Genomic DNA, 23942 nt, shown 5'->3' on the forward strand with positions numbered 1-23942 from the left:
TTGACTGCCGATAGGCTATGTTTGTCTTGCGCCTTCAGCGCCGCCAATTGCGCCGCCCGCTCCGTGCGAGACCCAGTCGGTGGACGTTGGCCAAGCACATCGCCTGGCGCCTGCGCCCCTTCCTTGTCTTCATTCCGAAAGAGACACCCGTCCCGGCGGCTCTTTGCCGGCGTGAGCGCCGCCATGCAGCCGACGGTCTGCATCACCCGGTCGAGGATCGCCTCGGTGAAGGGGGCTGCGCGCCGTCGGTCGGCGCCAGCGCAAACCCCGTCGCCAACGATATTCCCTGGTCGCTACTTTCCATGTTCGTTCCGAAAGAGGTCGGCCGGCACCGGCGGCGTCTTGCCGAAAGCGAGGGGTGTGGTGCAGCCGATGAAACCGTCAGCAAAGCCGAGTGCCTCAGAGGGCGTATAGCCGGTCGCTTCGGCCTCAAGGTCGAGCGACCAGCCTTCGTTCTGGACATAGCTGCTTCCCGTGCGGTTCTCGGCGACACGAATAAGGTCGTCTTCATTTCCCGGCGTTTGGAACCCCCAGATCAGCCTTGGCTGGCCGGCGACATCAACACGCTGCTGAATGTACCCGGTCAGCATAAAGCCCGAGACATAGACAGGCTTCTCAAAGGCCACGCGCAGCGCCGCCCGCGCAACGCCTCCAGGCTCTCGATATGGCCCCATGGCATTCTTGAACGTCATCTTGCCGAAGGCGTCTTTCTCCTCACCAAGTGCCGCGAAGAAGTCCTGCCGGCATTGGAGCAGCGCGTTCACCAACCTGTTGCCCCGCAGCAGCGGAGGCGGCCCAAGCTCGGCCAATCCGAAAGTCTCCTCTGCCCACGGCAAGCGGAAGTCTCTCGTTTCGCTTTCGTCGGGTTCACAGGTTACGGTAGCCTGCTCGTCAGGATCAAAATAGGAGCGGAAATCCAGGTGTTTCGAGACCGGGCCGACGGCGGCATCCTTTGAGCTCAGCGAAGAAAAATCTCCCCAGAATCTCACCCGGTACCGCTCAGCAACGGCGCGCGCGACCTCACGGGGCGGTGCGATCACCTGAAAGCCCCAGGCAAAGCGTGTTGGCTTACCCTCCTCTATCGTCCTTCGCTGAAAGAAGCGCACGACGGAAAAATCGCCAACCTTAATGGGACGCTCGAACGTCACGCTTTCGTTGTAGGTATTCTCGGCCTCGGGAACGTGAGGCATATTGTCTGGGCTTTCAAAAGCTTCGACGCGGAACCGCGGAAAGGTTTTTCTTTCGTCCCACAGCACTTTGAAGAACGAGGGCTTGCAGGCGACGAAAGCATCGAGAATTTTATTGGCCTTAGCGCCCGATACTTTCGCCGATGGGAACAGGTCCTCCGGTGAAGGCAAGCGCTTCCTTCCCGCCTCCTCGTCGGTTGCCAGACCCGACATCCGATCCTTGGAAGCGTCGCACATCACCAGCGTCCGCGTGGGGTTGTTCGCCGGGCGAATGACGATTTTCCTGTAGCTGTCCTCCGGCGCGACCGATGCGTCGCCGTGTTGTGCCTCCGGCTCGGTGCTGAGCTTCAACTCGAGCAGATGACCATCTTTGGCAACGAACCTGGCGCCGGGCAGCAGCGTCTCGATCACCTTGGCGACCTCAGGCAGATTCCGCTCCACCTCGAAGCCCCATGCGAAGTGCGGAACGGCAATACCGACGGCCTCGAACTGGACATACCCGCTAAGCGGCAGTCCCGTAGCAACGGCCGGCGCTGCGAACGCGATGTAGTGCCCGGTTACTCCGTCCGACGCGTAGTGGTCATAGGGGCTGATCGCGACTGCGCGAAAGTCTGCCTTATCACTCGTGAGGAGAGAAAATATGTCGGCCTTGCAAGCCAGGAATTCGCCAAACACCCTTCCCGCATCGACCCGCTCAACCGCCGCAGCAGGCGTCGCAAGTATGAGCAGACAGAAGACCGCGCAAAGACGCTTAAGAATGTTAGACCCCATCTGCCCAACTCGCCTTGTAACTTGAACATTGTTGCTCGAACGCGTCGGACAAACGCTTCGAAATGGGAAAGCGAGGGTCAGAGCACCGCCGTTTCTTGCCTTCACATCAACGCAACCAGAAAAATTTCATGTCCACTGATAACTCGTCTGACTTGTAGAACATTACAAGAACATACGCAACGGGATTTTGGCAGCGGAACGATCCTGTTCAGTCAGAGATGCGTCAGGAATGGCACATTGCGGCTCATGTGACATCAGGCCGGCGACCCGGGCGTCTCCGTGGCTACCACGGCGCCCATCTAGCGGGTTACCTTACTCCGGGGCAGGTGCCAGGGCGGCCCGTCGACAGGGCGCGGTGTCGGTACGGGCGGCTCATAATTTGGAAGATTCATGGCACGGCGCGCCAGCTTTTGACGTTCGGCAAGCTTCGGTTCGCCTGATCTCAGATATTCTCGCTCGATGATACACGCGGCCTCATCGGCATTGTCCGCCTGCTTAAGTTTCTTCAGGACTTTCTTTTCCGGCGTGTTCAGAAGCTCATGCTCCAGAAAGCCGTAGTTTGCTTCATACGATTGTTCGTCGTAGCCGTTCTGCTTGGCCCAATCCTTGAATGCCTCCCGTCGCGCCTTGTCCCACTGCATATAGCCGAGAGCATTCCCTTCATCGCGACCGGTGTCATAACCGCGTTGCCAGAGGTTACCGCGCAGCGCGCCGAACCCACCACTCTCATGGTCACCATTGCCGACAATTCCTGCAGCCTCGTGCTCACCCATTAGCATGCGTCTCTGCAGGTCCCGTTTCATCCGTGCGGCAATATTGTCCGAGAGTTTGTCGCGCGCCGTAGTCGCGTTGAGGCGGCCAGCTGGCAACACTTGATGGCTGGTGCTGAACCTCGTCGTATCAGTCAGCGTACCCCGATAGTGCATCGGCGCCTTGCGAAAATCACCGCTTAAGAGTTCGCCCGCCGGCGGATGCCGGAAACGCGCGCTCTCGCCGCGCGGCGCCTCTACGTCGGCAATGGGGCTCCTGCCCGCCAATGCCGGGCTCTCATCGAAATAGTTGATCGCCTCCCGAACGGATTGAATTCGGGCGGGTAGTCCCATCGAGTTGAGAAACTTGTCTTCCAGGTCCATTTCACACCTAACGTGCTTGGGTTTGTTCTGTCTGCATCGCCCCGACCTGCGCATTCCGCGACCCGTCACGAGGCGCCGACGAACGAGAGCGGCTCCTTGAAGCCGCTCAAGCCGCCAGCGCTGCGGTTGTGCGCGAGGAAGGATTACCTCTCCCGATCAGCTCGCGGCACTCAGCCCAAAGAGGTCGGCCGCAACGCCGAGGCCCTTTTCGTTGTGCACCTTCAGCGTGCCCTCGCCGATGATCACGCCCTTGTCGGCGTCGCCGGTCTTGGCCACCGCCTTGTCCTCCTGGATGTTGCGCAGCCAGAGGAAGGAGAGCATGTCGGTGTCGAGGAAGAAGGCGTTGCGCGCCAGTTTCGCATTGCCCGCCTGCACCCGGTTCGGGTGGATCATCACCGTGCCGAACGGGCCTTCGTAATAGTCGGCGGTCGCCACGATCGTGTTGCGTTCGCCGCCCTGCGAGACGGCATAGCGGAACGGCGCGACGTTGGCGTCGGACATGAAGGTGACGAAGACCGATTTGACGTAGGGCGAAACCGAGACGTGGCGGAAATTGGCGCCGTTCTGGTAGCCGGTCTGCATCACCTGGTCGAGGATCGCCTTGGTGAAGGGGCGCTGCGCGCCGTCAGTCGGAGCCACCGTCAGGCCGGTCGTCGGGTTGAAGCCGCCATTGGCGCCGCCTGCCCCGCGCGAGACGTTGGTGGTGAGCCAGGTCGGCAGCGAGCCGAACTCACGGGTCGCGCCCGAGACCGAAGCATTGGTGTCGGCGATCGCGTATTCCAGGTCCTTGCGGATCTCCACGCCCTTCTTCAGCTTCTGGTATTTGCGCTTCTGCACGTTGCCGGCCTCGGCCACCACCTCCTGGGTGGCGGAGATGATCCAATCCTTGCGCAGGATCTGGGTGTAGTTGCCGAGCCTGGTCGGCGCGATGATGGTGCCGAAGGTATATTCGTCGCCCTCCTGGCGGATGTTCTCGCCGGGAGTGGCGAGTTCGTCCGTCTCCCATTCCGGGTGGTGGGTGTTGCACTTGCCCTTTTCGATCAGCGAATAGATCGGCGTATCCTCGGGCGTGATGCGGGAAACGACGTCGGAAAGCTCCTCGCGGTTGCCCACGGCCTGCGAGGTCGTGAAGGTGTTTGCTACGACAGCCATGATAGTGTCCTTGATTGTTTGAGAGAGGTCGGCACCGCCCGCGTCAGCAAAGACGCGCGCGCTGCCATCACATGTCGATCGGAGATCTTGAGCAGGACCGCTCCACCGAAACCACGTAAAAACAAAGAGATGAAGCGGTTTCCGGACTCTGTTTGTGATGGACTTCCGGCATGCCGCCCGCCGAGCTCAGTCGAAATCGACGCCCATCGCGTCGCGGATCGAGCCGCTCTTCACGAGCCGCTTCATCGCTTCCCGGCTCCGTCCCGGCGCCTGCTCTGCCTTGCCGGCCGGCCTTGGCCGCACCACCGGCGCCGGCGCTCGGGCAAGCTTGCTCATCGCCCGCTTCTTTGCCTGCTCGGCGGCAAGGCCGAGGCGGGCATAATGCGCGAGCTTGAACAGGCGATGATCGGTGACCTCGCGCACTTCGGCTTCGGAAAAGCCGAGCGCCTCGGCCACCTCGAACGCGCCGGCGAAGAAGGAAAGTCGCCCCTCGTCATCGGCCGTTTCGGGAAAGGCCTCGATCAGCTTCAGGTTTTCCGCCTCGAGCTGCTCGTCGCTGGCGGCCTCCGAAAGCGCGCCCATCACCATTGCCGGCGCCTCGGCAATCGAAAGAATCTCGTCGATCCGCTCGAGCCCCGCCTGGTGCAGCGCCCATTGCCGGCGATAGCCGTCCGGGTCGAGTGCGGCCATGTGTTCCGGCGGTTCCGGTGGGATCTCGCTGGCGATGAGGTTGGCAAAGGCATTGGCCGATTGCGCCACGCGACTTGCCATGCCCTCCAGCGCCCGCCCGCGATTGGCGATGTCCTGCGTCTTGTGGCGATAGTCGCGGTCGCGCATATAGCCGAGCTTCAGCTCGGAAAACGGCACTTCCTCGCCGCCCTTGAGGACAACAAGAAAATCCTCGGCTTCGTTGGCCGCCGCGTCCTCGTCAGGCTCGGCCGGTTCGTCGTCGGGATGTGCGGGGTCGTCGTGGCCCTCGCCACGGGTCTCGTCCCGTCCGTACTCGCTTGCCCTTCCCGGCTCCGGGTTGGCCTCGTCTTCGGGCTCCCAGAAATCGAGATCGGCATCGTCAAGCCCGGTCGCGGGGTCAACGGTTTTGCTCCCGCCAAAAGGCAGGTTGGCACTATCGTTCGTCATGGCGTGACCTTTTTGAGAGATACTTCAATGCATTGGGCCGGACAGGCATCTGCCTGGAACGACCTCATGAAAGCGCTTGCCCGTCAGGCGGGTGCGCCCTTGCCGTCAGCCTTGGCTTGCTCCGTCAGGAACTTGAGCCTGGCGCGGAAGTTTCGGATAGCGCGGGCTTCGGCCGCATAGGCCGCCCGGCCCTGATCGTCGGTGAGGCCGGCATGGATGCAGCCGTTGATCGCTGCCCATTCCAGCTCGTTCATCACCTCGTTGAAATAGGGTACGTCGAGAATGGCGCGCGCAGCCGCTGCCCGTTCCTCTGGTTTCATGCTGTTGACCTCGTTTGGAGAGCCGTCGTTTTCGACCGAAATTCTGCGTCGAACGCCGCCTTGATTCTGCTTTTGTTCCGCGCTACCGATGTGCGAAACGGGGCGATTTGCTACTCTGGATTGCAATCGCGATTACCAATGAGATTTTGCCGGCCGTTCGGCGTCAGAGCCTCGGTCCGGGGTCCCCCCTCCCAGTGCAAGGCCCGACTGGAGCGTGCCTGCGCCAGTCACCGAAACGCGCTCGTCTATCGAATGAGGAACCCGTGAGAAGATTATCGAGCTTGATCTTGTCCGCCCTGCTTCTCGCCGCCGCGGTTTCGCCCGCCTCGGCGGCCGGCCAGTTCGGCAAGCCGCTCTACCTCGTCAAGGCCTTCCTGCTCAAGGCCGACAAGACCTTCGATCACGCGACGAACTGGTGCGGCTACGATAGCGTCTGCACCCTCACCGTCGGCGATTATGACGTCCGCTTACGCTTCTTCATGAGCGGCAGAAGCTACCGCTTGCGCGTTGCGCCGTCCTGGGATGGCGCCGATCCCTGGTGCATCTTCGCGGATGGAAGCGACGAGGCCTTGGTCGCAAACGGCCAACCGCACGACGAAAGGCTCTATTACAGAACAGCCTCTGGCCGCCTGGAGCTCGGCACACTCTACATCGCGCTCGAAAGCCTCGAATAGCCAGAGCCGTTCAGTCCAATTAAGACCGTCTTGATTCTGCTTTTGTTCCGCGCTACCCATATGCGAAGCCGGAGCTGAAATGCCACCTAACCGGGCAGCGCAGCGCGGCCTTAAGGATCTTTCCGGCAGGACTTCGCGATGGAAAAGCAAGGCAAGATACGATGGTTCGAAAGCGTCGCGCTCGATGGCGCCTTCTGGCTGGCGATGGACAACATCGGTTGGCTGGTTGCCGAGTTCTTCCTCTATGGCGCCGCGCGCCTACTTGTTCGCTTTTTCAGTTTCGGCAGACTTGTAGTGGAAGATTTGTACGACAATAAGTCTGGATTTAACTGGTTCGGCGTAAACGTGGGCGGGGTGGCCGTCTGATGATGAGCGCCGGCGTGGCAAAGATCATAGCCGTCTGCTTCTGGGGCCTGTGCCTCGCCGCCATTGGCTTCACTGTTAGGAGAATTGGTGCATGAAGAAAGTCGGAGTTGCCCTGGACGCCATCGCCGGGATCGTCCTCAATATTCTCGATATAATCGTTCTCGGCTATCTCTTGCACCGTGTGGCACGCTTGATCGTTCCACTTTTCAGCTTCGGTCGAGTGCAGGTCGAGGATATCTATGCCTCCGGCACCGGCTTCAACTGGCTGGGCCTGAAGCGCCAGGAGGATGGGCGCCTGCTCCTGAACTCCGACATGAGCATGGTCGCAGCCGCGCTTTTCTGGGTTCTGTGCCTGGTCGCTTACCTCGCCGTCACCCGCGGGTTTTAGCGAAGAGCAGTTGGCACCTCGGGCTAATCGCGCCATCGGCCTTGCGCCTCTCGCAGCGAGGATCGGCTGGGGAACAGGCTTTCCCAAAAGCCACGACCGTTGGGCTGCACTTCATTGACAGGTGTTTCTGGGGCAGATGTTTCTGGGGCAGGCGTTTCTGGCAGTCGGGAGGTCCGTGACACTGGAGCCATCTTCGGGCCGCCCTTGAGTTCTTGCGCGTCCTTGCCGTATGCGTCTTCCCAGAAACCAGGATTCTGGCGATAGATTTCATATGCATCGTGCCATTCATTGCCAAAGTCCTGGCCAATCCTGTCTGCATAGGCTTCGGGCACATTAAGGATGTCGTTAAACATCGACTTGCCAAGCTTCCTACCGACCAGATTCAAGCCCTGATTGATCAGAAAACCCATCTCATTCTCCTTGTCATACGCGCAACCGCTCGTTCCGACGGCCCATCGAGGTGCGTCAGATGAAGGCCGCGCACTGTCGCGTAAATTGGTGGTTGTTGGGTCAGCTTCTATCCGCGTCCAGAACCGGCGATCCTGAACACGTGCTTTTAGGATGAGCCGTATTGGGATTTGCACTCAGAGCTTGGCAACGGAAGCAGCCCAGTGCCCCTCGCCTGCAACGGCGGGCTTTAACGCCACCTTATTTCCCCGCCCGCCTGGTACACTGGTTCTCTCGCTTGATGCAGGCGATCTCCGCCGTCGAGCATTCGGCAATGCCATTGACGACTGCGCAGTGCGAGCACTGGTCGGTGAACTCCAGGCAATCCGGATTGGCCCTGATGAAGGCCTGCAGGCTGCTATCCTGGGCCTGTTGCGGTTGGGCTGGAGCGTCAGCGCCGGGCGTATCCGCCGCGTGAGCGGCGGTCATCGCCGCAATGGCCAGCGCCAGGCAAAGCGCGACACGAATGCTGGACTGCCTCATCCCCTGCTCCTTCTCAGCGCACATCCGACGCGACGTGAAACGGCTCTCGGCCGAAACTGCGCAATGTCGGAGAGTGCCGCCACGACGCCCGCCGTGCAAGCGGTCGCCCGCCGCCCTCACCCCAGTTCGTTGCGGATCGCCCGCATGAACACCTTGGCGCCGATGCCGATCAGATCGTCTGGAAAGTCATAGTCCGGATTGTGCAACCGCGCATGGTTTTCGCCGGCGCCGAGGAAGAACATCGCCGCTGGCGCCACTCGGCCGAAAAGCCCGAAATCCTCCGATCCCTTCATCGGCAGCACGCCCTCGCCCTTGTCATGGCTGACGCCCTCCTCGTCCATGGCGCGCTCGAGCGCGATGACCGCAGCCTCCGCATTGCTGCACTGGTGGAACACGTCCTCGTAGCCGATCGTCACCTTCAGCCCCGCAGCCTCCGCCTCCCTGGCAACCAGCGCCTCGGCGCGGGCCACGAGATCGGCCATGCGCTCGTCGGTCAGTGTCCGGAGCGTCGCCCAGATCTCGGCATAGCCGGGGCTGATGCCGAAGGCCGCCTCGCCGAGCCGCGCATGCGTCACCGTGACAAGCGTATAGGTCTCGTCGAGCGGCCCGTTGTTGCCGAGCGCCGTCAGCCCGGAAAGCAGCGCGGCCATCGCGAAGGTCGGCGCAATGCCATCCTCCGGCGTCGAGGCATGCGCCGTCTTGCCGGACAGCGAAATCCGCATGCCGCGCGAGGCGCAATTGACCGGTCCGCTGCGCAGCGCCGCATGGCCAAGGCCGATGCCGGGGAAATTGTGCAGCGAGAAGACCAGGTCCGGCCGGATCGCCGCAAATTTCGGGTCGGCAAGCGCCGCCGCGGCACCTGCGCCGTTTTCCTCCGCCGGTTGGAACATCAGGATCGCGCGGCCCCGCGCCGGGCGCTCGCGTCCAAGCCCTTTGGCCAGCGCCATCAGGATCGTCATGTGCCCGTCATGGCCGCAGAGATGCCCCTTGCCCGTGATCTGCGAGCGATGGCCGATCTCCGAGATCTCCTCGATCGGCAGTCCGTCAAGCTCGGCGCGCACCATCACCGTCGGCCCCGGTTCGCGCCCTTCGTAAACTGCTGCCACGCCATGCCCGCCAAGGCCGGTGACGACGGCGTCCGGCTTCGTCTCGTCAAGCGCCGCCACGATCGTTCGCGCCGTCTCCCGCTCCTCGCCCGAAACCTCCGGCCGCCGGTGCAAGGCATGCCGGAACGCCACAAGCGCCTCGAGTTCACGGTCGATTAGAAACATTCACGCCCCTCCGCTGCGAGTTTCCCTGTTCTTAGCAGGTCCTGGAGGGCGTCGCCAATCGCGCCGGCGCGTGTTCTGACCTTTCGTCGGCTTCTGGTGCCAGCATGCGGCGCAACAGCAGGTTCAAGCGAACTGTAGGGTGGTCCCAGCAAACCCACCAGAAATGTGATCTCCACCCAAAACGCATTGAGGCTATCGGCCCGGAAAAAACATGGGTGTTCGTACCGCCCGCCCTAATGGCAGAACATTCTAGGAACGTCGACAAGAAGACAAGCAGGAATACCGGAACTTTCCAATGCAACCTCTGGAAAGCATTCCTTTCCGGTGGCGGCCTGTGTCCGCAGCCTAATCCCTGATCCGCGCGCCTTCTTCGCCTGGCTTCTCGATCGCCACGGCCTTCGCCCGGATGGTCGTATTCACAGTCATGCGGACCTTCTCGGCGGCAAGCTGCGCCTCCATCTGCAGGCGCTGCATCGCCGCATCCGGCTGCTGCTGCTCAGTCGCCTGCATCCGCCGCCGGATATCCTCCGGCGTCGGCTTGGTGAAGTAGAGGTCGGGCGATTTCAACCCCGCCGCCCCCACCGTCTTGGTAATGCCGTTGTAGAGTCATGCGACCGCCGGACAGAACCGCCGCACAAGGCGGGTATCCAGGAAAACATAGGTGAGGACGAAGACCAGGTAGTTGGGGCTGATCCAGCTATTCAGAGAAGATGAAACCAAGCCCGAGACGAACGATGAGACTTCAAACGGACCAAACATAACCGCCCAGTCGTATGATCGAGCCATAACGGTGAGCAGCATGAAGGCAGTGATCAACAGAATGCGCCTGCGAAGGGAGACGGTGGGAAGCGGTACGAACGCGACGATAAAGTAGATCGTATGATAGGGTGCCATGTACCACTGGAAGTGATGCTGATAGACGAGCTTCGCAACGATCAGCATGACCGCGTAGCAAACAAGAACGCGGACGGTGTTCCAAAGCACGTATTGCATCTAGCGCTCGTGTTCATGATGGAGAAGTGGGCGCGACACTACCTTGAAGATTGTGGCCGTTCTTTGCCACCCCAGGTTCTGTCGCAGATTATTTATTGACGCCCGCGCGGCCTTTTTTCCCCAGCAAGTGCCGAAGGCTCTGGAGATCATTGGCTTCGCCGACGTGTTTACCCAAACTGCGCAACTGACTGTCGAGTGCGAAGGGCCACATTGTTTCTTCCACCTCACCAAATGGTCCGATACCGCGTATCGCCCTCGTCACATTGGTCGTGCAATCAAAATCTCCTCCGCCGCTTCTGATCATCCCGGTTGTCCTCCGATATGCGCCGCAGTCGGCGCCGTGCCGCCGGCCATTTCGGCCAGGTTCTGCTCGCGTTTGAGGTTGAGTTCGGCGTCGATCTGGTAGCGCTTCAAGGCGCCGTTTTGCTGGATCTCCGCAAGCTTCAGCTCGCGTTCCATCTCCAGCTTGCGCCGTGCGGTCTCGCTCTCCATGCGGGCCTTCTCGGCGGCAAGCTGTGCCTCCACCTGCAGGCGCTGCATCGCCGCGTCCGGTTGTTGCTGCGGCTGAGCCGCCTGCAGCCGCCGCTGGATATCCTCCGGCGTCGGCTTGGTGAAGTAGAGGTCGGGGGATTTCAGCCCGGCCGCCTCCACCGTCTTGGCAATGCCGTTGTAGAGGTTGTCCGGCGAGACGTAAGGATTGTCGGGCCCGAGGGTGGTCAGCAGTTTTTCCTGCAACTGCTGGATCATCTGGATCATCAGCATGTCGCGCTCGCGCGTTCCGGCGCCAAGCCCGGTATTGACGGTCGCGTCCATGCCGGCGTTCCAGTGGCGCGGGTCGAAGCTCACCCATTGCCCGCGCAGGCGCACCGTCCGCGGCCGGTCCTGGTGCTTGATGACAAGACCAAGCAGGCCCTTGAACACCCGGCGAAGCCCTTGCGCAAAGGTGCGCACCATCAGCTCCGTCTGGCCGATACCCGCCTGCTCGACGAGTGCCGTCGCCTTCGCCGTCATGTTCTGCAGCGCATCCGGTGCCAGGCCGCTCGACGCGTCGGAAATGCCGGTGCGGTCGGTCGCCTCCTGGTCGAGATAGCCGAGCATGGAGAAGGATTCCCCCGCCACGAACGGCACCGCCGTATAGCCGACGGCGCCGCGCACATCGACGCCCTGGCCGACGCGGATCGGCTGGCCGAACTTCGGGTTCAGCACCGATTCCGGGTTCTGGATCACTCCTTCCTGCACGATCGGCTGCTGGTTGTTCTGCCAGTAGAGGTTGTCGAGCGTCTGGCGCAGAAGCACAGTCTTCACCCGCTGGATCTCCGCCATGTCGTCGGTGATCGCGTTGCCCTCGCGCTGGTGCGGCCGCCGCTCGGTGATGAGATCGGCAAAGGGCACCTCGTCCCATTCCGCGTCCTCGAGCAGATTGTCGGCCCCGGTGCCGCCGGCAAAGACCAGCCGGCGAAGCTCGGCAATGCCGTCATCGTCAGCATCCACCTTCACATAGAGCTCGTAGTAATCGACCTCCTGCAGCGCCTTTGCGGTCTCCTCGCCGTCGCCGAAGATGCCACGCCTGCGGGCAAATTCCTCGTCCTCGCCGTCGGCATTGCCGGCAATGGCAAAGCCTTCGACCAGATCGCGGTCATAGCCCATGGCGATCAGGTCCGAACGACGCATCCGCCGCTTGATGCCGGCAATCGGGCTGTCGTCGATCGAGATCGCGTCCGGATGAACGAGGAACTCCTCGAGCGGCACCGCCGCAAGCCTTGTCGCCCCGCGCTCGGCCGTGCGGCGGATCTTCACGGTGAAGACCGGCTGCTCCACCGGCCCGGTCGGCAGCTCGATCCGCTCCATGGTCTGCGCCTGTTCCAGCACCTCCACCGTGTCGTCGGCGATCAGTTGCACAAGGGCGGCCTCGTCGAGTCCGCTATGGGTCGAGACCTCGACGCTTTTTCTCTTCTCGTACCACCAGCGGATCACGCCGTTGCCGAGCTTCAGCGCATCGTGCGCCGCGTCCTGCACCGCGTCATAGCCGTCGCTTTCGGGAAAGACGACGTAGTTGATATAGTCGGTCGCCTGCTCGGCCCCCGCCTCGTCGCCCTGGTTGACCGGCTGGTACTCCACCACCTTGTCATTGCCGAGCACGGTGCGGATCAGCGAAGGCAGCACCTTCTTCACCGCCGCGCGCACATCGCGCGAAATCACCTTGGAGCGGTTCACTTCGGCCGGCACGTCGGCCATCACCCCATCGTAATATTCCATCGCCCTGACACGCGCCGCCGAGAGCTGGTCGCGATAATCCTCGCAATCCCCGACGAGCTGGCTCACCAGGTCCGTCAGTTCCGTTTTCGTCATCGCTGCCATCAGAGAACCTTCCGATCGGTAAAGGCCCAGGCGGGGTATCAGCCTTCACCCGGGCAAAGCGTTTCATCATCAGCGCGTAGCGGCTGGCCGAAGAACGTCGTCGCGTTGTTTTTGCTTGTGAAATCAGCTGATCTGGATCGTGCCAATCTTGTAGCGCACGCCTTCATCGGCCGTAATGACGACCGCGCTGTTGCCGAGGATCGTCTGATAGTTCTGATCCTGGGAGTTGGGATCGAACACGCTGATGTAGTGATTGCTGTGGTATTCGTTCATGGCGCCACCGCCGGCGAGGCTCACCATGCGGCGGCCGTTCGCCTCGAATTGCGGATTGACGAGCGTATCCGACACGCAGTAGCAGAAGCCATTCGCCTGCAGTCCGGTATAGCCGAACAGAACCCATTTCTGCGTGGGCACGTGATAGCGGATGCTCTGCGCCATGCGGCCGTTCTGGTCATACATGGTATAGGGGTTGTAGCCTGCGACCCTGAAGAAGATCTTCGGCTGCTGCGGCGCGATGTTGCCCTGATAGTATTGGTGGTTCACCGTCTCCCACTGGTTGGCACTGTTGTAGAACTGCCAGCCGACCGAAGCGTCGAGGTTGGACGTGCGGATGATCGCGAAGCCGTTGTCGAGCAGCGTCGTGTTCCCCGGCAAGTTACGAACCTCCACGAAGGCATAATAATAATTGCCTTCCTTCACGATGTTCGAAGGATGCAGGAACCCGTAGGCCGTGTTGATGGACTGGTAGGACCACGGCTCCGGAATCAGCACGCAGCGAACGTTGTGATGATTTTGACCGAAATCCCCGGGATTCGGGACCGTCCAGGCCTGACCGTCATTGGTCGAGCGCACATAGCCGATTGCATTCACCCAGCGGGTATTGAACCCATAGGCATGGGAATTGAAGCCTGGCACCCCGCCGATCGTCGTCGACGACTGGTAGAATTCGTGGTGGGTCAGGCCAACCACCAGCGAGCCGCGGGCGTATGGCGACATGATCCAATGACGGTTGGCATAGTGCCCTTCAACGGTGTCGCGTGGCGAATTCCAGTGCCGGCCCGCATTCCAGTTGGTCCAGGTCTGACCATTGTGCCAGTCGTAGACGACGTTGTAGCGGTACCCTTCGGAATGACCGGTGATGAACGTCGGCGTGCCGTTGGCATCGCGCCACGGATGCAGCGGACCATCCACCCAAAGGCCATGGGCGTGCTTCCGCCTACATAGCCGTGCCACTGGTTCGTGCTGAAATCCATGCATGTCTTGTTCCCCGACGTGGTGACGACGCTGGTAACCATCGATTTCTCCTGGCGTTGTGTATTGAAGTGTCCTGCGGACCGACCCGGGCTCTGGCGCCACAGGCAAGCCGCCCTTGGTGAGCAGCAACGAGATCGGTTGCGTTGGAGCGGCCTTGGGTAAGCCGATCAAAGAACCTTCCGATCGGTAAAGGCCCAGGCGGCGTCATTCGCCTTCACCCGGGCAAAGCGTTTCATCATCAGCGCGTAGCGGCTGGCCGAAATCACGTCGTCGCGTTCCTTGACGATCCGGCCGTCCTTGCGGTGGTAGAGCCTGAATTCCTCGAACCATTCGCTAGCGGTGGAAAACACCTTGAAGCGCCCGGTCTGCATCCGCTGCAGCATGTCGGAGACACCCGCCTCGACACCGTTGCTGCCATCGTCGAAGGTCGCCCGTTCCGGCAGCATGGAAAGCCCCTGCCCGCGATATTGCGCCGCAAGCTGCTCGCCCGAGCCCTTGTCGTGCTGCAGCCCGTCATGCGGCCAGGCCCAGGGCAGCCAGGTGCCCCAGGGTTTCAAGCTCGCCGCATGAATTATCGGCGTCGCTTCGCGCTCGCGGTAACAGCGGGTTACGTAGAAGATATCGGCATCCCGGTCCCAGGCACAAAGGGCTGCGGCAAAGGGGTGGTCCCAGCCGAAGTCGAGCCCGCCGATCTGCACCCAATGCCGGGGTATCTCGAAGGGCTCGACGCGGATCTGTTCTTCCGTCACCGGGAAGATCCGGCCGGAACCGAGCGTCGGCACGCCCTTGGTGCGCGCTTCCTTCTCGTGCGCCGGATAGCTGGCGACGATCTTCGCGCGCTCCTCGGGCGTATAGTGCTCGGCATCGTCGATCGTCATGGTCACCACGGTCCGGTCCTCGCAAGGCTCCAGCAGATAGCGGCCGACGACCGCGCTCATACCCTTCAGCGGTGTAAACGTCACGGCGACCGAACCGCCCGTCGCATTGGTGCGGGTAATGCCCTCGAAATAGACGTCCTCCGGCGGCTCCTCGTCGAACCAGACATAGTCCACCGTGTTCGCCTGCCATTTCGCCCGTCCCTGCTCATAGGCTTTCAGAAGCAGCGTCGAGGTGCCGCCCGAAGCGTGGCGCACCGTCACGCTGTCGAGCGCGCCGGAGGCGCTGGAACGCCGCGTCCAGCCGGAGAGCGCTGCTTTCGGCAGATAGCCGGTGCCCCAGTCCTCCTCGCTCATCGGCGGGCCGACGAGCAGCCGCTGCACGCCATCGCGTGTCAGCTCGTGCGATTCCGAGCCGCCGATCATCGTGATCGGGCGCTCGAACCGTCGGCCCGCCCACCATTCGGGATAGTCGCCTGTCAAATGCATCGCCGCTTCCGCGGCACCGGCCAGCGTCTTGCCGAGCTGGTTGCCGGCCATGAACAGCCGCTCACGAAAGCGGGTGCCGGCCGCGTGGAATTCCGTCTGCTTCGCATAGGGCCGGTAATAGCGCAGCCTATTCGTGTTCTGCCGCCGCCCGATCTCCATCGCCAGTTCCATCCGCTCCCTGAGCAGCAAGGAAAGGCCCGATGGCCTGGTCGAGCTTGCGGATCCGCTCGAGAAGTTGCTCATCCGTCATCTCGCCGATCTGGTTTGGATTGATGGTCACGTCCTTCGGCATCAGCGCCGCCACGGCCTTGAGGAAATCATGCGGGTTCTTCTCGATCAGCGCATGGATCGCCGCCGCCCCTCGGGCTTCCCAGGCCGAAAGCATGTCTTCGAGAAAGAGCTCGCCGAGCCTGGTGCGTACCGCCTTGCGGGCGCGCGGCCGGGGGATCGCGCCCGCGCGGTCGGCACGCGGCAGAAAGCGCCCGGTCTTCGGGTCCTTGGCAGGTTTGCTCGTCATGGGATTTGCTCCGCTCGGGCCAGTGCATCCGTTGCCGGCCCGGCGTCGGCAGAGATTGCAGCCGCCGGCCAGCGACCCTGCCTCGGCGCCTGCAGCAGCCGGCCGCTTGGCAATCGTCAAGCGCCGCACCCGCCGCGAAAGCGTGCGCCAAGCGTGACGGCAGGTCACAAAAAATTGCTGGTGTCACGCCGAAAGTCACGCTTGCAAACTTGACTTCAGGTTGTATTAGATAGTCAATACGTCGCGCCGGATCGCCCTGCCTTGGGCCTTGCGGGAGGAAATGCGCGACGGGTGCCGATGCCGCGCAGGCGGCAGCCGGGAACGAGCCAAAGTAGTTCAAATTTTTGAACAGTTTGTCAGTCTGGAAGTCCCGCCGTGGGAACCATGCGATGGATGCAACAGGTGTCAGATGATCCGCAACGCGTTCAGTAAGTTGAAGACCATTATCACCCCACGCCCCTCCGTAGCGAATATCTCGCCCAGGTTGCTTGAACTGGCGACCTCCGGCAACGTCGAGGCCCAGGCAAAACTCGCCGAAATCTACTTCAACGACGGCAGCGAGGAACACTACGCCGCCTCGCTTCACTGGAACCGGCAGGCCGCCCGCCAGGGTCATCCCGCTGCGCAGGCCCGTCTCGTCACCATCTATCAAAGGGGGCTCGGCGTCGAGCGTGACCCGAAAGAGGCCTCGCGCTGGCTTCGCAGCATCGGCCGCCCGCGCCCCGAACCTGTCCGCGTCGTTTCCGGCAAGATCGTCAAGCAGGAAGCGTGACGAGCGCCAGCCTGTCTTCCACGTAACCCTGCGAAGTAACGATCGGTGATGACCGCGCCGTTGCGCCATTGTCGCGAGCGCCGCTCGGCTGAAGCCCGGAATCAAAAAGGCCGCTTCAATGACGAAACGGCCAGCCTGTAATATCCTTAGCCCGCATCCTGACGCTTGGCAAGCCCTCCGGACAAAATTTGTTCTCGTTATGTTCGTTTTCTTGGCGGACTTCGTTTCGGCGGCATCGCTCGCCCCATCCGCCTCCCGGCACGCGTCATCGATTGGTGATATAGTGGCGATCGGCGCACGACGTCGCCCCGTGCCCAGCGGTCTTCCCAATCTCCCGCCGGGGGCCGAGAGGCGCGCCGTGTCCGGTTCGATGGCGAGACGGCCAAGGGTCGCTCCCACGACGACGGGAGGGTTCCATGACCCCACGAGACCTGTTTGTTGTGATTTTCGCAGCGCTTCTCGCGCTCGCCGGCTGCACCACCGACCAGGCCAGTCGCAACTCCGCCCCTGCCCCAAGCCAGGGAAGCCAAGGCATGCAAGGCGGCGCCCAGGGCATGAGCCAGGGCGGCGGAAGCTCCGGCTACTAAGCATGTCGCGCCTCGCATCGGCGCGTCTCGATTGAACCTCCGGCGCCGAAACGCGTTGAGTAACCATGACGCGCAATCTCGGTGCCGCGCCATTTGTTTGCGCGCATTCTGTGTTAAGCTTCCCCTTGGGAGGAAAATGCCATGGAGAATTTCTTCGCACTCGCCGCCATCGTCGTCGGTTCCGCCATCCTGGGGCTCGCGCTTGCCTACGGAATGCGCCGCAAGGACGCGCACCGACCTCCCGAGCACGACGACGCGCGGTTGAAATTCTAAGACCTGTCGCGCAAAGTCCGCAGCCGCTTTGCGATAGCGACATGCGAAATCAATAACCTGAAGGGCAAGGCGCGAATCCGGAAGATCGCGACGTGCTGTAGACCCGTCCCCGCCTGGCAGCCGCGGCACGCGCGTTCCGGCGCCGCTGCCTGTCTCGATGGCCGCAGGCAAACAGGGCTTGCCACTCCCCCTGAAATCGGAACCTTTCCCGCCCCCTCGCCTTACTCCTGAACAAGGATCAATTGAACAAGGATCAACCGAGGAGATGCGAGGATGAGCAAGCCGCACCCGAAATCACGGGATCTCAGCCAGACACCGGAAGACGGGCCTGGGCCGGCCGGGCCGGGCAGCGCGCCCCTCGGCAAGATTCCGCCCGTGCCGGCCGACCAACTGCCGGAGGGCGATGACCTGCCGCCGGTCGATCAGGGCCGGGTGCCGCCCGTACCGAGCCGCGACGAGGCCAATGTGAAGCCGGATGACGCCTTGCCCGCAGACAGCGAGGAGAAGATCATCGACGACGACCCGGCGCGCGACAAGACCCGCTTCGACGAAGAACTTCCGAAAAGCAGCCGCTAAGCCTGTCGCGCAAAAGTGCGTAGCGGTTTTGCGATAACGACATGCGAAATATCAAAGGCTTAAAGCAAGGAGCGAATCTGAGAGATCGCGACTTCAAGGCCTGTCGCGCAAAGGCTTAGAGCGCAAGGAGCGATCTCTCCGGCTTGCAAGCCCCAACAAAAAGCCCGCTGGTCACGGCGACCGGCGGGCCTCTTTTCCGAATTCTTCGCCTCGATCAATAGGGCGAGTAGCACTGCTGGCGCGGGCCGCCATAGGGCTGATAGCTGTTGTCATAGGCGCGGTAGGAGCGGTAGCGCGCATAACACCAGTCGACATGACGCTGGCTCATGCCCGGCTCGTACCGGCGCGGCGGGGCGGCAATGGCGCCGCCGATCACGACTCCCGCACCGAAGGCCGCCAGCGGATACCACCAGCCGTCATAGTGGCGTCGATAGCCGTAGCGCTCGTAGCGATAGCCGCGGTAGCCATTGTAATAGCCATAGCGGTAGCCGCCATGCCATCCCGGCCGGTAGCCCGGGCGATAGGCCCCGTAGCGACCATGCCAACGCGGCCGGTAACGGCCATGGCCCCAGCCGTGGCCGTTACCGTGTCCGTTACGCACCAGTTCGACATCGCTCTTCTGCACCCGCTCGATGGCAACAGCCGGCACGGCGTTCGCCGGCGTGATGCCCGAAAGAGCCGTAACCGCCGCCATTACGACGATGGCAATCTTCTTCATTTCATCACCTGTCCGTTTGGAAACAGGCGCAGTTTCGCGGAATGACGTGAACCCACAATGAATGCAGCAACCCTAAAGTATGTCGCGCAAAAGTGCGCAGCGGTATTGCGATAACGACATGCGAAATATCAAAGGCTTAAAGCACAAGGAGCGAATCTGAAAGATCGCGACGTGCTTTACTATGCAAACGCAACCAGCAAGCGCAGTTGCGTGGCACCTCACGGCCGCTGCGCTTGCGTCCCGCGAAGCTCCAGCGCATGCGCAATCAGCGTCTCCACCGCCGTGCCGTAGGAGATGCCGTCTGCCGCAAGCGCCTTGGCGTACATGCTGATATTGGTGAAGCCGGGAATGGTGTTGATCTCGTTGATGACGAGGCTTCCGTCCGGCCGCAGGAAGAAGTCCACCCGCGCCATGCCGGCGCAGGCAAGCGCCCGGAAGGCCCGCTCCGCCATCTCCTGCGCCTGCGCGCTCACCTCCTCGGCCAGATCCGCCGGCGCCTTCACGATCGCGCCGCCCGCATCGACATATTTGGCGTCGTAGCTGTAGAAGCCGTGGCTTTCGGCGGGGATGATCTCGCCCGGCCGCGACACGGTGATCCCGCCCTTGGCGTCTTCCAGCACCGAGCATTCGATCTCCCGGGCCTGCACGAACTCCTCGATCAGCACCTTGTCGTCGTGGCGAAACGCCTCGTCGAGCGCGGCTGCAAGCCCCTCGAGGCTGTCGACACGGCTGACGCCGACGGATGATCCCTGCCGTGCCGGCTTGACGAAGACCGGCAATCCCAGCATTTCCAGGATGGTTTCGCCGGAATAGCCATCCCCCTGGTGAAGGGCGATGGCGCGGGCGACCGACAGCCCTTCGGCCGCAAGCAGCCGCTTGGCGAGCGCCTTGTCCATCGCCACTGCCGAGGCCGCAACGCCGCAGCCGACATAGGCGACATCGGCCGTCTCGGCATAGCCCTGCACCGTCCCGTCCTCGCCGAACGGCCCGTGCAGCACCGGGAAGATCAGGTCGACGGCCGGCAGCAGTCCCTGTGTTCCGTCGGCGGCAATGGTCACCGCCTGCCCCTTGCCGCCCGGGATCAGCGCAACCTGCGTTCCCTCGGCCGGAATGGCCGGCGGCAGCTCGCCGTTTTCAAGCTCGACGAGCAGCCAGCGCCCGTCCTTGGTAATACCGATCGGCACGATCTCGTAGTGGCTGCGGTCGAGCGCGGCGACGACGTTGCGCGCCGACATCAGCGAGACCTCGTGCTCCGCCGAGCGGCCGCCAAACAACACGGCAATTCGCAGCTTCCCTGTCATGACATCTTTCCTTCAGAATCGTGGCCAATGCGGATTCGCAAGGAAGCGGGCGAAGATGGCAACAAGACGTCAAGGAAATGTGCTATCGCTGCGACAGGAAAATTTTCTCAAGCCCTCGCAACGCCGCCTGAACCTCCGGGCGGCAACAGGAATTTGGAACGCCAGATCAATTTTGAATAGGAGAAGCCGTCGATGGCCGAGGTCCTGATCTTCCACCACGCCCAGGGGTTGACCCCGGGCATGCGCGCTTTCGCCGATGAACTGCGGGCCGCCGGGCACAAGGTGCACCTGCCCGATCTCTTCGAGGGGCGCATCTTCGAGAGCATCGAGGAAGGCCTCGCCTATGTCGGTGAGGTCGGCTTCGACGAGATGCGCGAGCGCGGCGTGCGCCTCGCCGAGACGCTTCCCCAGGATCTCGTCTATGCCGGCTTCTCCTTCGGCGTCCTGCCGGCGCAGAAGCTCGCGCAGACCCGGCCCGGCGCCCGTGGCGCCCTGCTCTTCTATTCCTGCATTCCGATCAGCGGCCAATGGTCCTTCGGCCCCTGGCCGCAACGCGTGCCCGTCCAGATCCACGGCATGGACAACGACCCGATCTTCGTCGGCGAAGGCGACATCGACGCCGCCCGCGAGCTCGTCGAAAAGGCCGAGGACGCCGCGCTGTTCCTCTATCCCGGCGACCAGCATTACTTCGCCGACAGCTCGCTGCCCTCCTATGACGCGGAGGCCACCAAGCTGCTGACGCAACGGGTGCTCTCGTTCCTCGACCGGGTCTGAGCGACGGAACCAATCCCGTAACCGGCGGTCCCAGAAAATGCAGCTCTTCAAAAGTGCGGCGGCGACCCGGCACAGTTCCGACATTCTCTAGCCGAGCTTGGCGAGGTGCGACTTGAACGCCTCGAGGGTTTCGGCGCTCACATAGTGCTCGATGCCCTCCGCGTCGATGCGCGCCGTCTCCGGGCTGATGCCGAGCGCGCAGAGGAAGCTTTCGACGATGTGGTGTCGTTCACGGCTGCGCGCGGCGAGTTCATTGCCTCGGGCAGTCAGGAAAACCCCGCGATAGGGCTTTTGCTGGATGAACCCCTCGGCGGCCAGACGCTTGAGCATCTTGGCGACGGTCGGTTGCGCGACACCGAGCCTGTGGGCGATGTCGACCTGGCGCGCTTCGCCGCCGTCGGCGATCAGGTCGGCGATCAGCTCCACATAGTCTTCGACGAGTTCCGTCCGTCGGCTGTTGCGCGTCTGGCGAAAGCTCTCGATCTGCGTATCCGCGTCAACGAGGACGCCCTGGAAGGTCTCTGGTGTCGGCTTGATGGACATGCGATTTCCTTGATGCACTTCACAGGAAAAATCTTAGCCTTAGCTATACCATATTGCAACGGACTACAGTTCTTCACGCCGCTACAGCGCCGCGCGCCTTTTAAACCGAGGTCGATTCAAGGAGGAAGACATGCAGCAGGCACCGGGCCGCGGGTTGACAAACGACAATATAGCCATTGCTATATTCTTGTCATTGTGCTTCTATTAATCGAAATTGCTATATAAGGAGGCGATCATGGCTCGTTGGTTGCCATCCCTTCTCAGTCGACGGGGATTTCTCGGTGCTGGCCTTGCCGCCACGGCGGGGGCGGCCGTGACGGCCCGCGAGACCCTCGGCCAACAGCCGATGCCTGCCGGTCATGGCGGCCACGGCGGTTCGCCCGGGCCGGGAACACCGACACGGGCCGCGCCTAATCATGCGGTTTCCCACGGCGCGATGATTACGGTCGGTGACGTCGACAATGCCCGCAACGGCTTCGATCCGACCGCGATGCTGACCGACTGGTACACGGGCGCGGTGTTGACGCTGCCGGACGGCCGCCGACTGCGCAGCTTCGAGCTGACGGCCGAGGAGAAGGAAATCGAGATCGCGCCGGGCGTGATGTTTCCCGCCTGGACCTTCAACGGTCGGGTCCCCGGCCCGGCGCTTCGGGCCACGGAAGGAGACCGGCTGCGGATCGTCTTCAGGAACTACGGCTCCCATCCACATTCGATGCACTTCCACGGCATCCATGCGGCGCGCATGGATGGTGTTCCGGGCGCGGGCGTGATCCAGCCGGGTGAGGAATTCGTCTACGAATTCGACGCCAAGCCGTTCGGCTGCCATCTCTATCATTGTCATGCGACGCCGCTCGCCAGGCACATGCACAAGGGCATGTACGGCATGTTCGTGGTCGACCCCGACCCTAACCGTCATCCCGAATTCGTCGACGTCGCCCGCTCGCGCCTGCTCGGCACGCCTGAGAACGCCGAATGGCAGGAATTGGCGATGGTGATGAACGCCTTCGATACCAATTTCGACGGCGAGAACGAGTTCTACGCCTGCAACACCGTCGCCCATTGCTTCGCCAAGCAGCCGATCAAGATCGTGCGCCACCGGCCGGTCCGCATCTATCTGATGAACGTGACCGAGTTCGACCCGATCAACTCCTTCCACCTGCATGGAAACTTCTTCAATTACTTCGATACCGGAACGTCGCTGACGCCGACGCTGAAGACGGTCGATCTCATCACCCAGTGCCAGGCGCAACGCGGCATTCTCGAATTCAGCTACGCCGACCAGAACCATGAACCCGGTCTCTACATGTTCCATGCACACCAGTCGGAGTTCACCGAACTCGGCTGGATGGGCATGTTCGATGTCGTCGAGGCACTGTCATGAACGAACGTGTGACGATCGAAGGCAATCAGGCCGTCGAAACCGGGCCAAGGCGACGGAACCTCTTGTGGCTGCTGGCCCCGCTCGCGGTCCTGATCGCCGCTTTCTGGTGGCTTACGGTCGCCAACCCGCTCGCCAGCTTCAACAACGGCGCACCGCCGGTCGAGAACCTGACGGTCGAACGCACGATCCTCGATTATGACGGCTTGCGCCTTCTCGTCCGCGGCGGCGGTTCCGAGGCGATGACCATTGCGCAGGTTCAGGTGGACGCCGCCTACTGGCAGTTCGACCAGACCCCGCCCGGACCGATCGCGCGCGGCAGCTCCGCCTGGGTTTCGGTCCCGTTCCCCTGGGTGCTTGGGGAGGCGCATAAGGTGACGCTGGTCACCAATACCGGGGCAACCTTCGAGCATGAAGTCCCCGTCGCCGTGCCGACGCCGGTCGCGTCCTCCGATACCCTGACATCGCAGGCCCTGCTCGGTGCCTTTGTCGGCATCGTCCCGATCGTCATCGGCCTGATGTTCTATCCGGCGCTGCGCGGGGCCGGAGCGGCCATGATGAGCTTCCTGCTGGCGATGACGATCGGCCTGCTCGGCTTCCTGTTCATCGATACGATCGAGGAGGCGCTCGAGTTTGCCGGGCAGTCCGCCGCCATCTTCCAGGGCTCGGCCATGGTCTTCCTCGCCGCCGCCGCGGCGTTCCTGCTGCTGATGGCCATCTCGCGACGCGAGGGTCGGCCGAGCGGTCTTGCGCTCGCCACCTACATCGCCCTCGGCATCGGGCTGCACAATCTTGGCGAAGGCCTCGCCATCGGCGCTGCTTTCGCCGCCGGCGCCGCCGGCCTCGGAACCTTCCTCGTGATGGGCTTCACGCTGCACAACATCACCGAAGGCATTGCCATCGCCGCGCCGATCCTGAAGACACGACCGCCGCTCTGGCGGTTCGGCGCGCTGGCCCTGCTGGCGGGCGGCCCCGCCGTCCTCGGCATGTGGCTGGGCAGCCTCTCCTACGCCCCGCATTGGTCAGCGCTCGCGCTCGCGATCGGCGCCGGCGCAATCCTGCAGGTGATCGTCGAGGTGGCCGCAGCGATGGCCCGAAGCCATGAAGGACGCCTGACGGAACTGCTGACGATGCCCGTCATGTCAGGCCTGACCGCCGGCCTCGCCTTCATGTACACGACCGCGATGCTGGTGAAGATCTAGCCG

At 62.5% G+C, this 23942-nt stretch carries 28 protein-coding genes; 10 read left to right on the forward strand and 18 right to left on the reverse strand.

The annotated features are described in order from the left end of the window. Nucleotides 1-293: 293 nt before the first annotated feature. The 5 genes from BHMPCIPO_RS11755 to BHMPCIPO_RS11775 form a co-directional block, all read right to left on the reverse strand. Complete coding sequence (locus tag BHMPCIPO_RS11755) at nt 294-1958, reverse strand: hypothetical protein (RefSeq protein ID WP_173516915.1); 1665 nt, start codon at nt 1956-1958, stop codon at nt 294-296. A 299-nt stretch (nt 1959-2257) separates the two neighbouring features. After that, nucleotides 2258-3091 (reverse strand): phage tail tip lysozyme, encoded by an 834-nt coding sequence (locus BHMPCIPO_RS11760; RefSeq protein ID WP_173516916.1) that lies wholly within the window; start codon nt 3089-3091, stop codon nt 2258-2260. A gap of 156 nt (nt 3092-3247) precedes the next feature. After that, nucleotides 3248-4243 carry a DUF5309 domain-containing protein gene (locus BHMPCIPO_RS11765; RefSeq protein WP_173516917.1) on the reverse strand — a complete coding sequence of 332 codons (996 nt, stop codon included), beginning with the start codon at nt 4241-4243 and terminating at the stop codon, nt 3248-3250. Between the two features lie 186 nt (nt 4244-4429). Then, the gene (locus tag BHMPCIPO_RS11770) at nt 4430-5380 is read right to left on the reverse strand and encodes a hypothetical protein (protein WP_173516918.1); all 951 of its coding nucleotides are present in this window, start codon (nt 5378-5380) and stop codon (nt 4430-4432) included. Nucleotides 5381-5463: 83 nt separating this feature from the next. Then, nucleotides 5464-5700, reverse strand: a complete 237-nt coding sequence (locus BHMPCIPO_RS11775; RefSeq protein ID WP_173516919.1) for a hypothetical protein — start codon at nt 5698-5700, stop codon at nt 5464-5466. Nucleotides 5701-5981: 281 nt separating this feature from the next. On the opposite strand from BHMPCIPO_RS11775, the gene BHMPCIPO_RS11780 reads away from it, so the two are divergent. The 3 genes from BHMPCIPO_RS11780 to BHMPCIPO_RS11790 all read left to right on the forward strand — a co-directional run bounded on the left by BHMPCIPO_RS11780 (nt 5982) and on the right by BHMPCIPO_RS11790 (nt 7128). Next, nucleotides 5982-6374: a hypothetical protein gene (locus BHMPCIPO_RS11780; protein WP_173516920.1), complete on the forward strand. Its 393-nt coding sequence runs from the start codon at nt 5982-5984 to the stop codon at nt 6372-6374. Nucleotides 6375-6512: 138 nt separating this feature from the next. Next, the gene (locus tag BHMPCIPO_RS11785; protein WP_173516921.1) at nt 6513-6740 is read left to right on the forward strand and encodes a hypothetical protein; all 228 of its coding nucleotides are present in this window, start codon (nt 6513-6515) and stop codon (nt 6738-6740) included. Nucleotides 6741-6831: 91 nt separating this feature from the next. Continuing rightward, on the forward strand, nt 6832-7128 hold the full coding sequence (locus tag BHMPCIPO_RS11790; protein WP_173516922.1) for a hypothetical protein: 297 nt from the start codon (nt 6832-6834) through the stop codon (nt 7126-7128). Between the two features lie 23 nt (nt 7129-7151). Here BHMPCIPO_RS11790 and BHMPCIPO_RS11795 read toward each other — a convergent pair whose 3' ends face one another. From BHMPCIPO_RS11795 to BHMPCIPO_RS11840, 10 genes are all read right to left on the reverse strand, one after another. Next, entirely contained in the window at nt 7152-7538 is a 387-nt protein-coding gene (locus BHMPCIPO_RS11795) for a hypothetical protein (protein WP_173516923.1), read from the reverse strand. Nucleotides 7539-7776: 238 nt separating this feature from the next. Next, nucleotides 7777-8058 carry a hypothetical protein gene (locus BHMPCIPO_RS11800; protein ID WP_173514880.1) on the reverse strand — a complete coding sequence of 94 codons (282 nt, stop codon included), beginning with the start codon at nt 8056-8058 and terminating at the stop codon, nt 7777-7779. Nucleotides 8059-8174: 116 nt separating this feature from the next. Next, nucleotides 8175-9329: an amidohydrolase gene (locus tag BHMPCIPO_RS11805; RefSeq protein ID WP_173516924.1), complete on the reverse strand. Its 1155-nt coding sequence runs from the start codon at nt 9327-9329 to the stop codon at nt 8175-8177. Nucleotides 9330-9674: 345 nt separating this feature from the next. Beyond that, nucleotides 9675-9896: a hypothetical protein gene (locus BHMPCIPO_RS11810; RefSeq protein ID WP_173516925.1), complete on the reverse strand. Its 222-nt coding sequence runs from the start codon at nt 9894-9896 to the stop codon at nt 9675-9677. A 39-nt stretch (nt 9897-9935) separates the two neighbouring features. Continuing rightward, nucleotides 9936-10322: a hypothetical protein gene (locus BHMPCIPO_RS11815; RefSeq protein WP_173516926.1), complete on the reverse strand. Its 387-nt coding sequence runs from the start codon at nt 10320-10322 to the stop codon at nt 9936-9938. Nucleotides 10323-10410: 88 nt separating this feature from the next. Further along, nucleotides 10411-10626 carry a hypothetical protein gene (locus tag BHMPCIPO_RS11820; protein WP_173516927.1) on the reverse strand — a complete coding sequence of 72 codons (216 nt, stop codon included), beginning with the start codon at nt 10624-10626 and terminating at the stop codon, nt 10411-10413. After that, nucleotides 10623-12680 carry a portal protein gene (locus BHMPCIPO_RS11825; RefSeq protein ID WP_173516928.1) on the reverse strand — a complete coding sequence of 686 codons (2058 nt, stop codon included), beginning with the start codon at nt 12678-12680 and terminating at the stop codon, nt 10623-10625. The genes BHMPCIPO_RS11820 and BHMPCIPO_RS11825 overlap by 4 nt, the downstream gene beginning before the upstream one ends. 123 nt (nt 12681-12803) lie before the next feature. Next, nucleotides 12804-13937 carry a hypothetical protein gene (locus tag BHMPCIPO_RS11830; protein WP_173516929.1) on the reverse strand — a complete coding sequence of 378 codons (1134 nt, stop codon included), beginning with the start codon at nt 13935-13937 and terminating at the stop codon, nt 12804-12806. A 164-nt stretch (nt 13938-14101) separates the two neighbouring features. Then, nucleotides 14102-15541, reverse strand: coding sequence for a terminase large subunit domain-containing protein (locus BHMPCIPO_RS11835; protein ID WP_173516930.1), 1440 nt, complete (start codon nt 15539-15541; stop codon nt 14102-14104). Continuing rightward, nucleotides 15426-15815, reverse strand: coding sequence for a hypothetical protein (locus tag BHMPCIPO_RS11840; RefSeq protein ID WP_173516931.1), 390 nt, complete (start codon nt 15813-15815; stop codon nt 15426-15428). The genes BHMPCIPO_RS11835 and BHMPCIPO_RS11840 overlap by 116 nt, the downstream gene beginning before the upstream one ends. A gap of 409 nt (nt 15816-16224) precedes the next feature. On the opposite strand from BHMPCIPO_RS11840, the gene BHMPCIPO_RS11845 reads away from it, so the two are divergent. The 4 genes from BHMPCIPO_RS11845 (at nt 16225) to BHMPCIPO_RS11855 (ending at nt 18023) form a co-directional block, all read left to right on the forward strand. Then, nucleotides 16225-16587, forward strand: a complete 363-nt coding sequence (locus BHMPCIPO_RS11845) for a tetratricopeptide repeat protein (RefSeq protein ID WP_173516932.1) — start codon at nt 16225-16227, stop codon at nt 16585-16587. 416 nt (nt 16588-17003) lie between these two features. Continuing rightward, a complete protein-coding gene (locus BHMPCIPO_RS11850) occupies nt 17004-17174 on the forward strand; it encodes a hypothetical protein (protein WP_173516933.1) in 171 nt (56 codons plus the stop codon). Between the two features lie 141 nt (nt 17175-17315). Continuing rightward, complete coding sequence (locus BHMPCIPO_RS33445; protein WP_280137725.1) at nt 17316-17447, forward strand: hypothetical protein; 132 nt, start codon at nt 17316-17318, stop codon at nt 17445-17447. 273 nt (nt 17448-17720) lie between these two features. Further along, the gene (locus tag BHMPCIPO_RS11855; protein WP_173516934.1) at nt 17721-18023 is read left to right on the forward strand and encodes a hypothetical protein; all 303 of its coding nucleotides are present in this window, start codon (nt 17721-17723) and stop codon (nt 18021-18023) included. 214 nt (nt 18024-18237) lie between these two features. Here the strand turns inward: BHMPCIPO_RS11855 and BHMPCIPO_RS11860 are convergent, their stop codons facing one another. Together BHMPCIPO_RS11860 and BHMPCIPO_RS11865 are read right to left on the reverse strand one after the other, a co-directional pair. After that, nucleotides 18238-18741, reverse strand: a complete 504-nt coding sequence (locus BHMPCIPO_RS11860; protein WP_173516935.1) for a BA14K family protein — start codon at nt 18739-18741, stop codon at nt 18238-18240. Nucleotides 18742-18959: 218 nt separating this feature from the next. Then, nucleotides 18960-20042 carry a D-alanine--D-alanine ligase family protein gene (locus BHMPCIPO_RS11865; RefSeq protein WP_173516936.1) on the reverse strand — a complete coding sequence of 361 codons (1083 nt, stop codon included), beginning with the start codon at nt 20040-20042 and terminating at the stop codon, nt 18960-18962. A 192-nt stretch (nt 20043-20234) separates the two neighbouring features. Here BHMPCIPO_RS11865 and BHMPCIPO_RS11870 point away from each other — a divergent pair, with 192 nt between their 5' ends. After that, nucleotides 20235-20816, forward strand: a complete 582-nt coding sequence (locus BHMPCIPO_RS11870; RefSeq protein ID WP_173516937.1) for a dienelactone hydrolase family protein — start codon at nt 20235-20237, stop codon at nt 20814-20816. Between the two features lie 87 nt (nt 20817-20903). Here the strand turns inward: BHMPCIPO_RS11870 and mntR are convergent, their stop codons facing one another. Next, entirely contained in the window at nt 20904-21359 is a 456-nt protein-coding gene (gene mntR, locus BHMPCIPO_RS11875; protein WP_173516938.1) for a manganese-binding transcriptional regulator MntR, read from the reverse strand. 235 nt (nt 21360-21594) lie between these two features. Between mntR and BHMPCIPO_RS11880 the strand changes: the two genes are divergently transcribed. After that, nucleotides 21595-22740 (forward strand): multicopper oxidase domain-containing protein, encoded by a 1146-nt coding sequence (locus BHMPCIPO_RS11880; protein ID WP_173516939.1) that lies wholly within the window; start codon nt 21595-21597, stop codon nt 22738-22740. After that, a complete protein-coding gene (locus BHMPCIPO_RS11885) occupies nt 22737-23939 on the forward strand; it encodes a ZIP family metal transporter (protein ID WP_210266434.1) in 1203 nt (400 codons plus the stop codon). Before BHMPCIPO_RS11880 ends, BHMPCIPO_RS11885 begins: the two co-directional genes overlap by 4 nt. Nucleotides 23940-23942: the final 3 nt, after the last annotated feature.

It is taken from the genome of Ensifer sesbaniae, assembly GCF_013283665.1.
GTDB classification, from domain to species: Bacteria; Pseudomonadota; Alphaproteobacteria; order Rhizobiales; family Rhizobiaceae; genus Ensifer; species Ensifer sesbaniae.

Coding starts and splice junctions, on each gene's coding strand:
- BHMPCIPO_RS11755 (WP_173516915.1), bottom strand. CDS start 1,958: ATGGGGTCTAACATTCTTAAGCGTCTTTGCGCGGTCTTCTGTCTGCTC.
- BHMPCIPO_RS11760 (WP_173516916.1), bottom strand. CDS start 3,091: ATGGACCTGGAAGACAAGTTTCTCAACTCGATGGGACTACCCGCCCGA.
- BHMPCIPO_RS11765 (WP_173516917.1), bottom strand. CDS start 4,243: ATGGCTGTCGTAGCAAACACCTTCACGACCTCGCAGGCCGTGGGCAAC.
- BHMPCIPO_RS11770 (WP_173516918.1), bottom strand. CDS start 5,380: ATGACGAACGATAGTGCCAACCTGCCTTTTGGCGGGAGCAAAACCGTT.
- BHMPCIPO_RS11775 (WP_173516919.1), bottom strand. CDS start 5,700: ATGAAACCAGAGGAACGGGCAGCGGCTGCGCGCGCCATTCTCGACGTA.
- BHMPCIPO_RS11785 (WP_173516921.1), top strand. CDS start 6,513: ATGGAAAAGCAAGGCAAGATACGATGGTTCGAAAGCGTCGCGCTCGAT.
- BHMPCIPO_RS11790 (WP_173516922.1), top strand. CDS start 6,832: ATGAAGAAAGTCGGAGTTGCCCTGGACGCCATCGCCGGGATCGTCCTC.
- BHMPCIPO_RS11795 (WP_173516923.1), bottom strand. CDS start 7,538: ATGGGTTTTCTGATCAATCAGGGCTTGAATCTGGTCGGTAGGAAGCTT.
- BHMPCIPO_RS11800 (WP_173514880.1), bottom strand. CDS start 8,058: ATGAGGCAGTCCAGCATTCGTGTCGCGCTTTGCCTGGCGCTGGCCATT.
- BHMPCIPO_RS11805 (WP_173516924.1), bottom strand. CDS start 9,329: ATGTTTCTAATCGACCGTGAACTCGAGGCGCTTGTGGCGTTCCGGCAT.
- BHMPCIPO_RS11815 (WP_173516926.1), bottom strand. CDS start 10,322: ATGCAATACGTGCTTTGGAACACCGTCCGCGTTCTTGTTTGCTACGCG.
- BHMPCIPO_RS11820 (WP_173516927.1), bottom strand. CDS start 10,626: ATGATCAGAAGCGGCGGAGGAGATTTTGATTGCACGACCAATGTGACG.
- BHMPCIPO_RS11825 (WP_173516928.1), bottom strand. CDS start 12,680: ATGGCAGCGATGACGAAAACGGAACTGACGGACCTGGTGAGCCAGCTC.
- BHMPCIPO_RS11830 (WP_173516929.1), bottom strand. CDS start 13,937: ATGCATGGATTTCAGCACGAACCAGTGGCACGGCTATGTAGGCGGAAG.
- BHMPCIPO_RS11835 (WP_173516930.1), bottom strand. CDS start 15,541: ATGAGCAACTTCTCGAGCGGATCCGCAAGCTCGACCAGGCCATCGGGC.
- BHMPCIPO_RS11840 (WP_173516931.1), bottom strand. CDS start 15,815: ATGACGAGCAAACCTGCCAAGGACCCGAAGACCGGGCGCTTTCTGCCG.
- BHMPCIPO_RS11845 (WP_173516932.1), top strand. CDS start 16,225: ATGATCCGCAACGCGTTCAGTAAGTTGAAGACCATTATCACCCCACGC.
- BHMPCIPO_RS11850 (WP_173516933.1), top strand. CDS start 17,004: ATGACCCCACGAGACCTGTTTGTTGTGATTTTCGCAGCGCTTCTCGCG.
- BHMPCIPO_RS33445 (WP_280137725.1), top strand. CDS start 17,316: ATGGAGAATTTCTTCGCACTCGCCGCCATCGTCGTCGGTTCCGCCATC.
- BHMPCIPO_RS11855 (WP_173516934.1), top strand. CDS start 17,721: ATGAGCAAGCCGCACCCGAAATCACGGGATCTCAGCCAGACACCGGAA.
- BHMPCIPO_RS11860 (WP_173516935.1), bottom strand. CDS start 18,741: ATGAAGAAGATTGCCATCGTCGTAATGGCGGCGGTTACGGCTCTTTCG.
- BHMPCIPO_RS11865 (WP_173516936.1), bottom strand. CDS start 20,042: ATGACAGGGAAGCTGCGAATTGCCGTGTTGTTTGGCGGCCGCTCGGCG.
- BHMPCIPO_RS11870 (WP_173516937.1), top strand. CDS start 20,235: ATGGCCGAGGTCCTGATCTTCCACCACGCCCAGGGGTTGACCCCGGGC.
- mntR (WP_173516938.1), bottom strand. CDS start 21,359: ATGTCCATCAAGCCGACACCAGAGACCTTCCAGGGCGTCCTCGTTGAC.
- BHMPCIPO_RS11880 (WP_173516939.1), top strand. CDS start 21,595: ATGGCTCGTTGGTTGCCATCCCTTCTCAGTCGACGGGGATTTCTCGGT.
- BHMPCIPO_RS11885 (WP_210266434.1), top strand. CDS start 22,737: ATGAACGAACGTGTGACGATCGAAGGCAATCAGGCCGTCGAAACCGGG.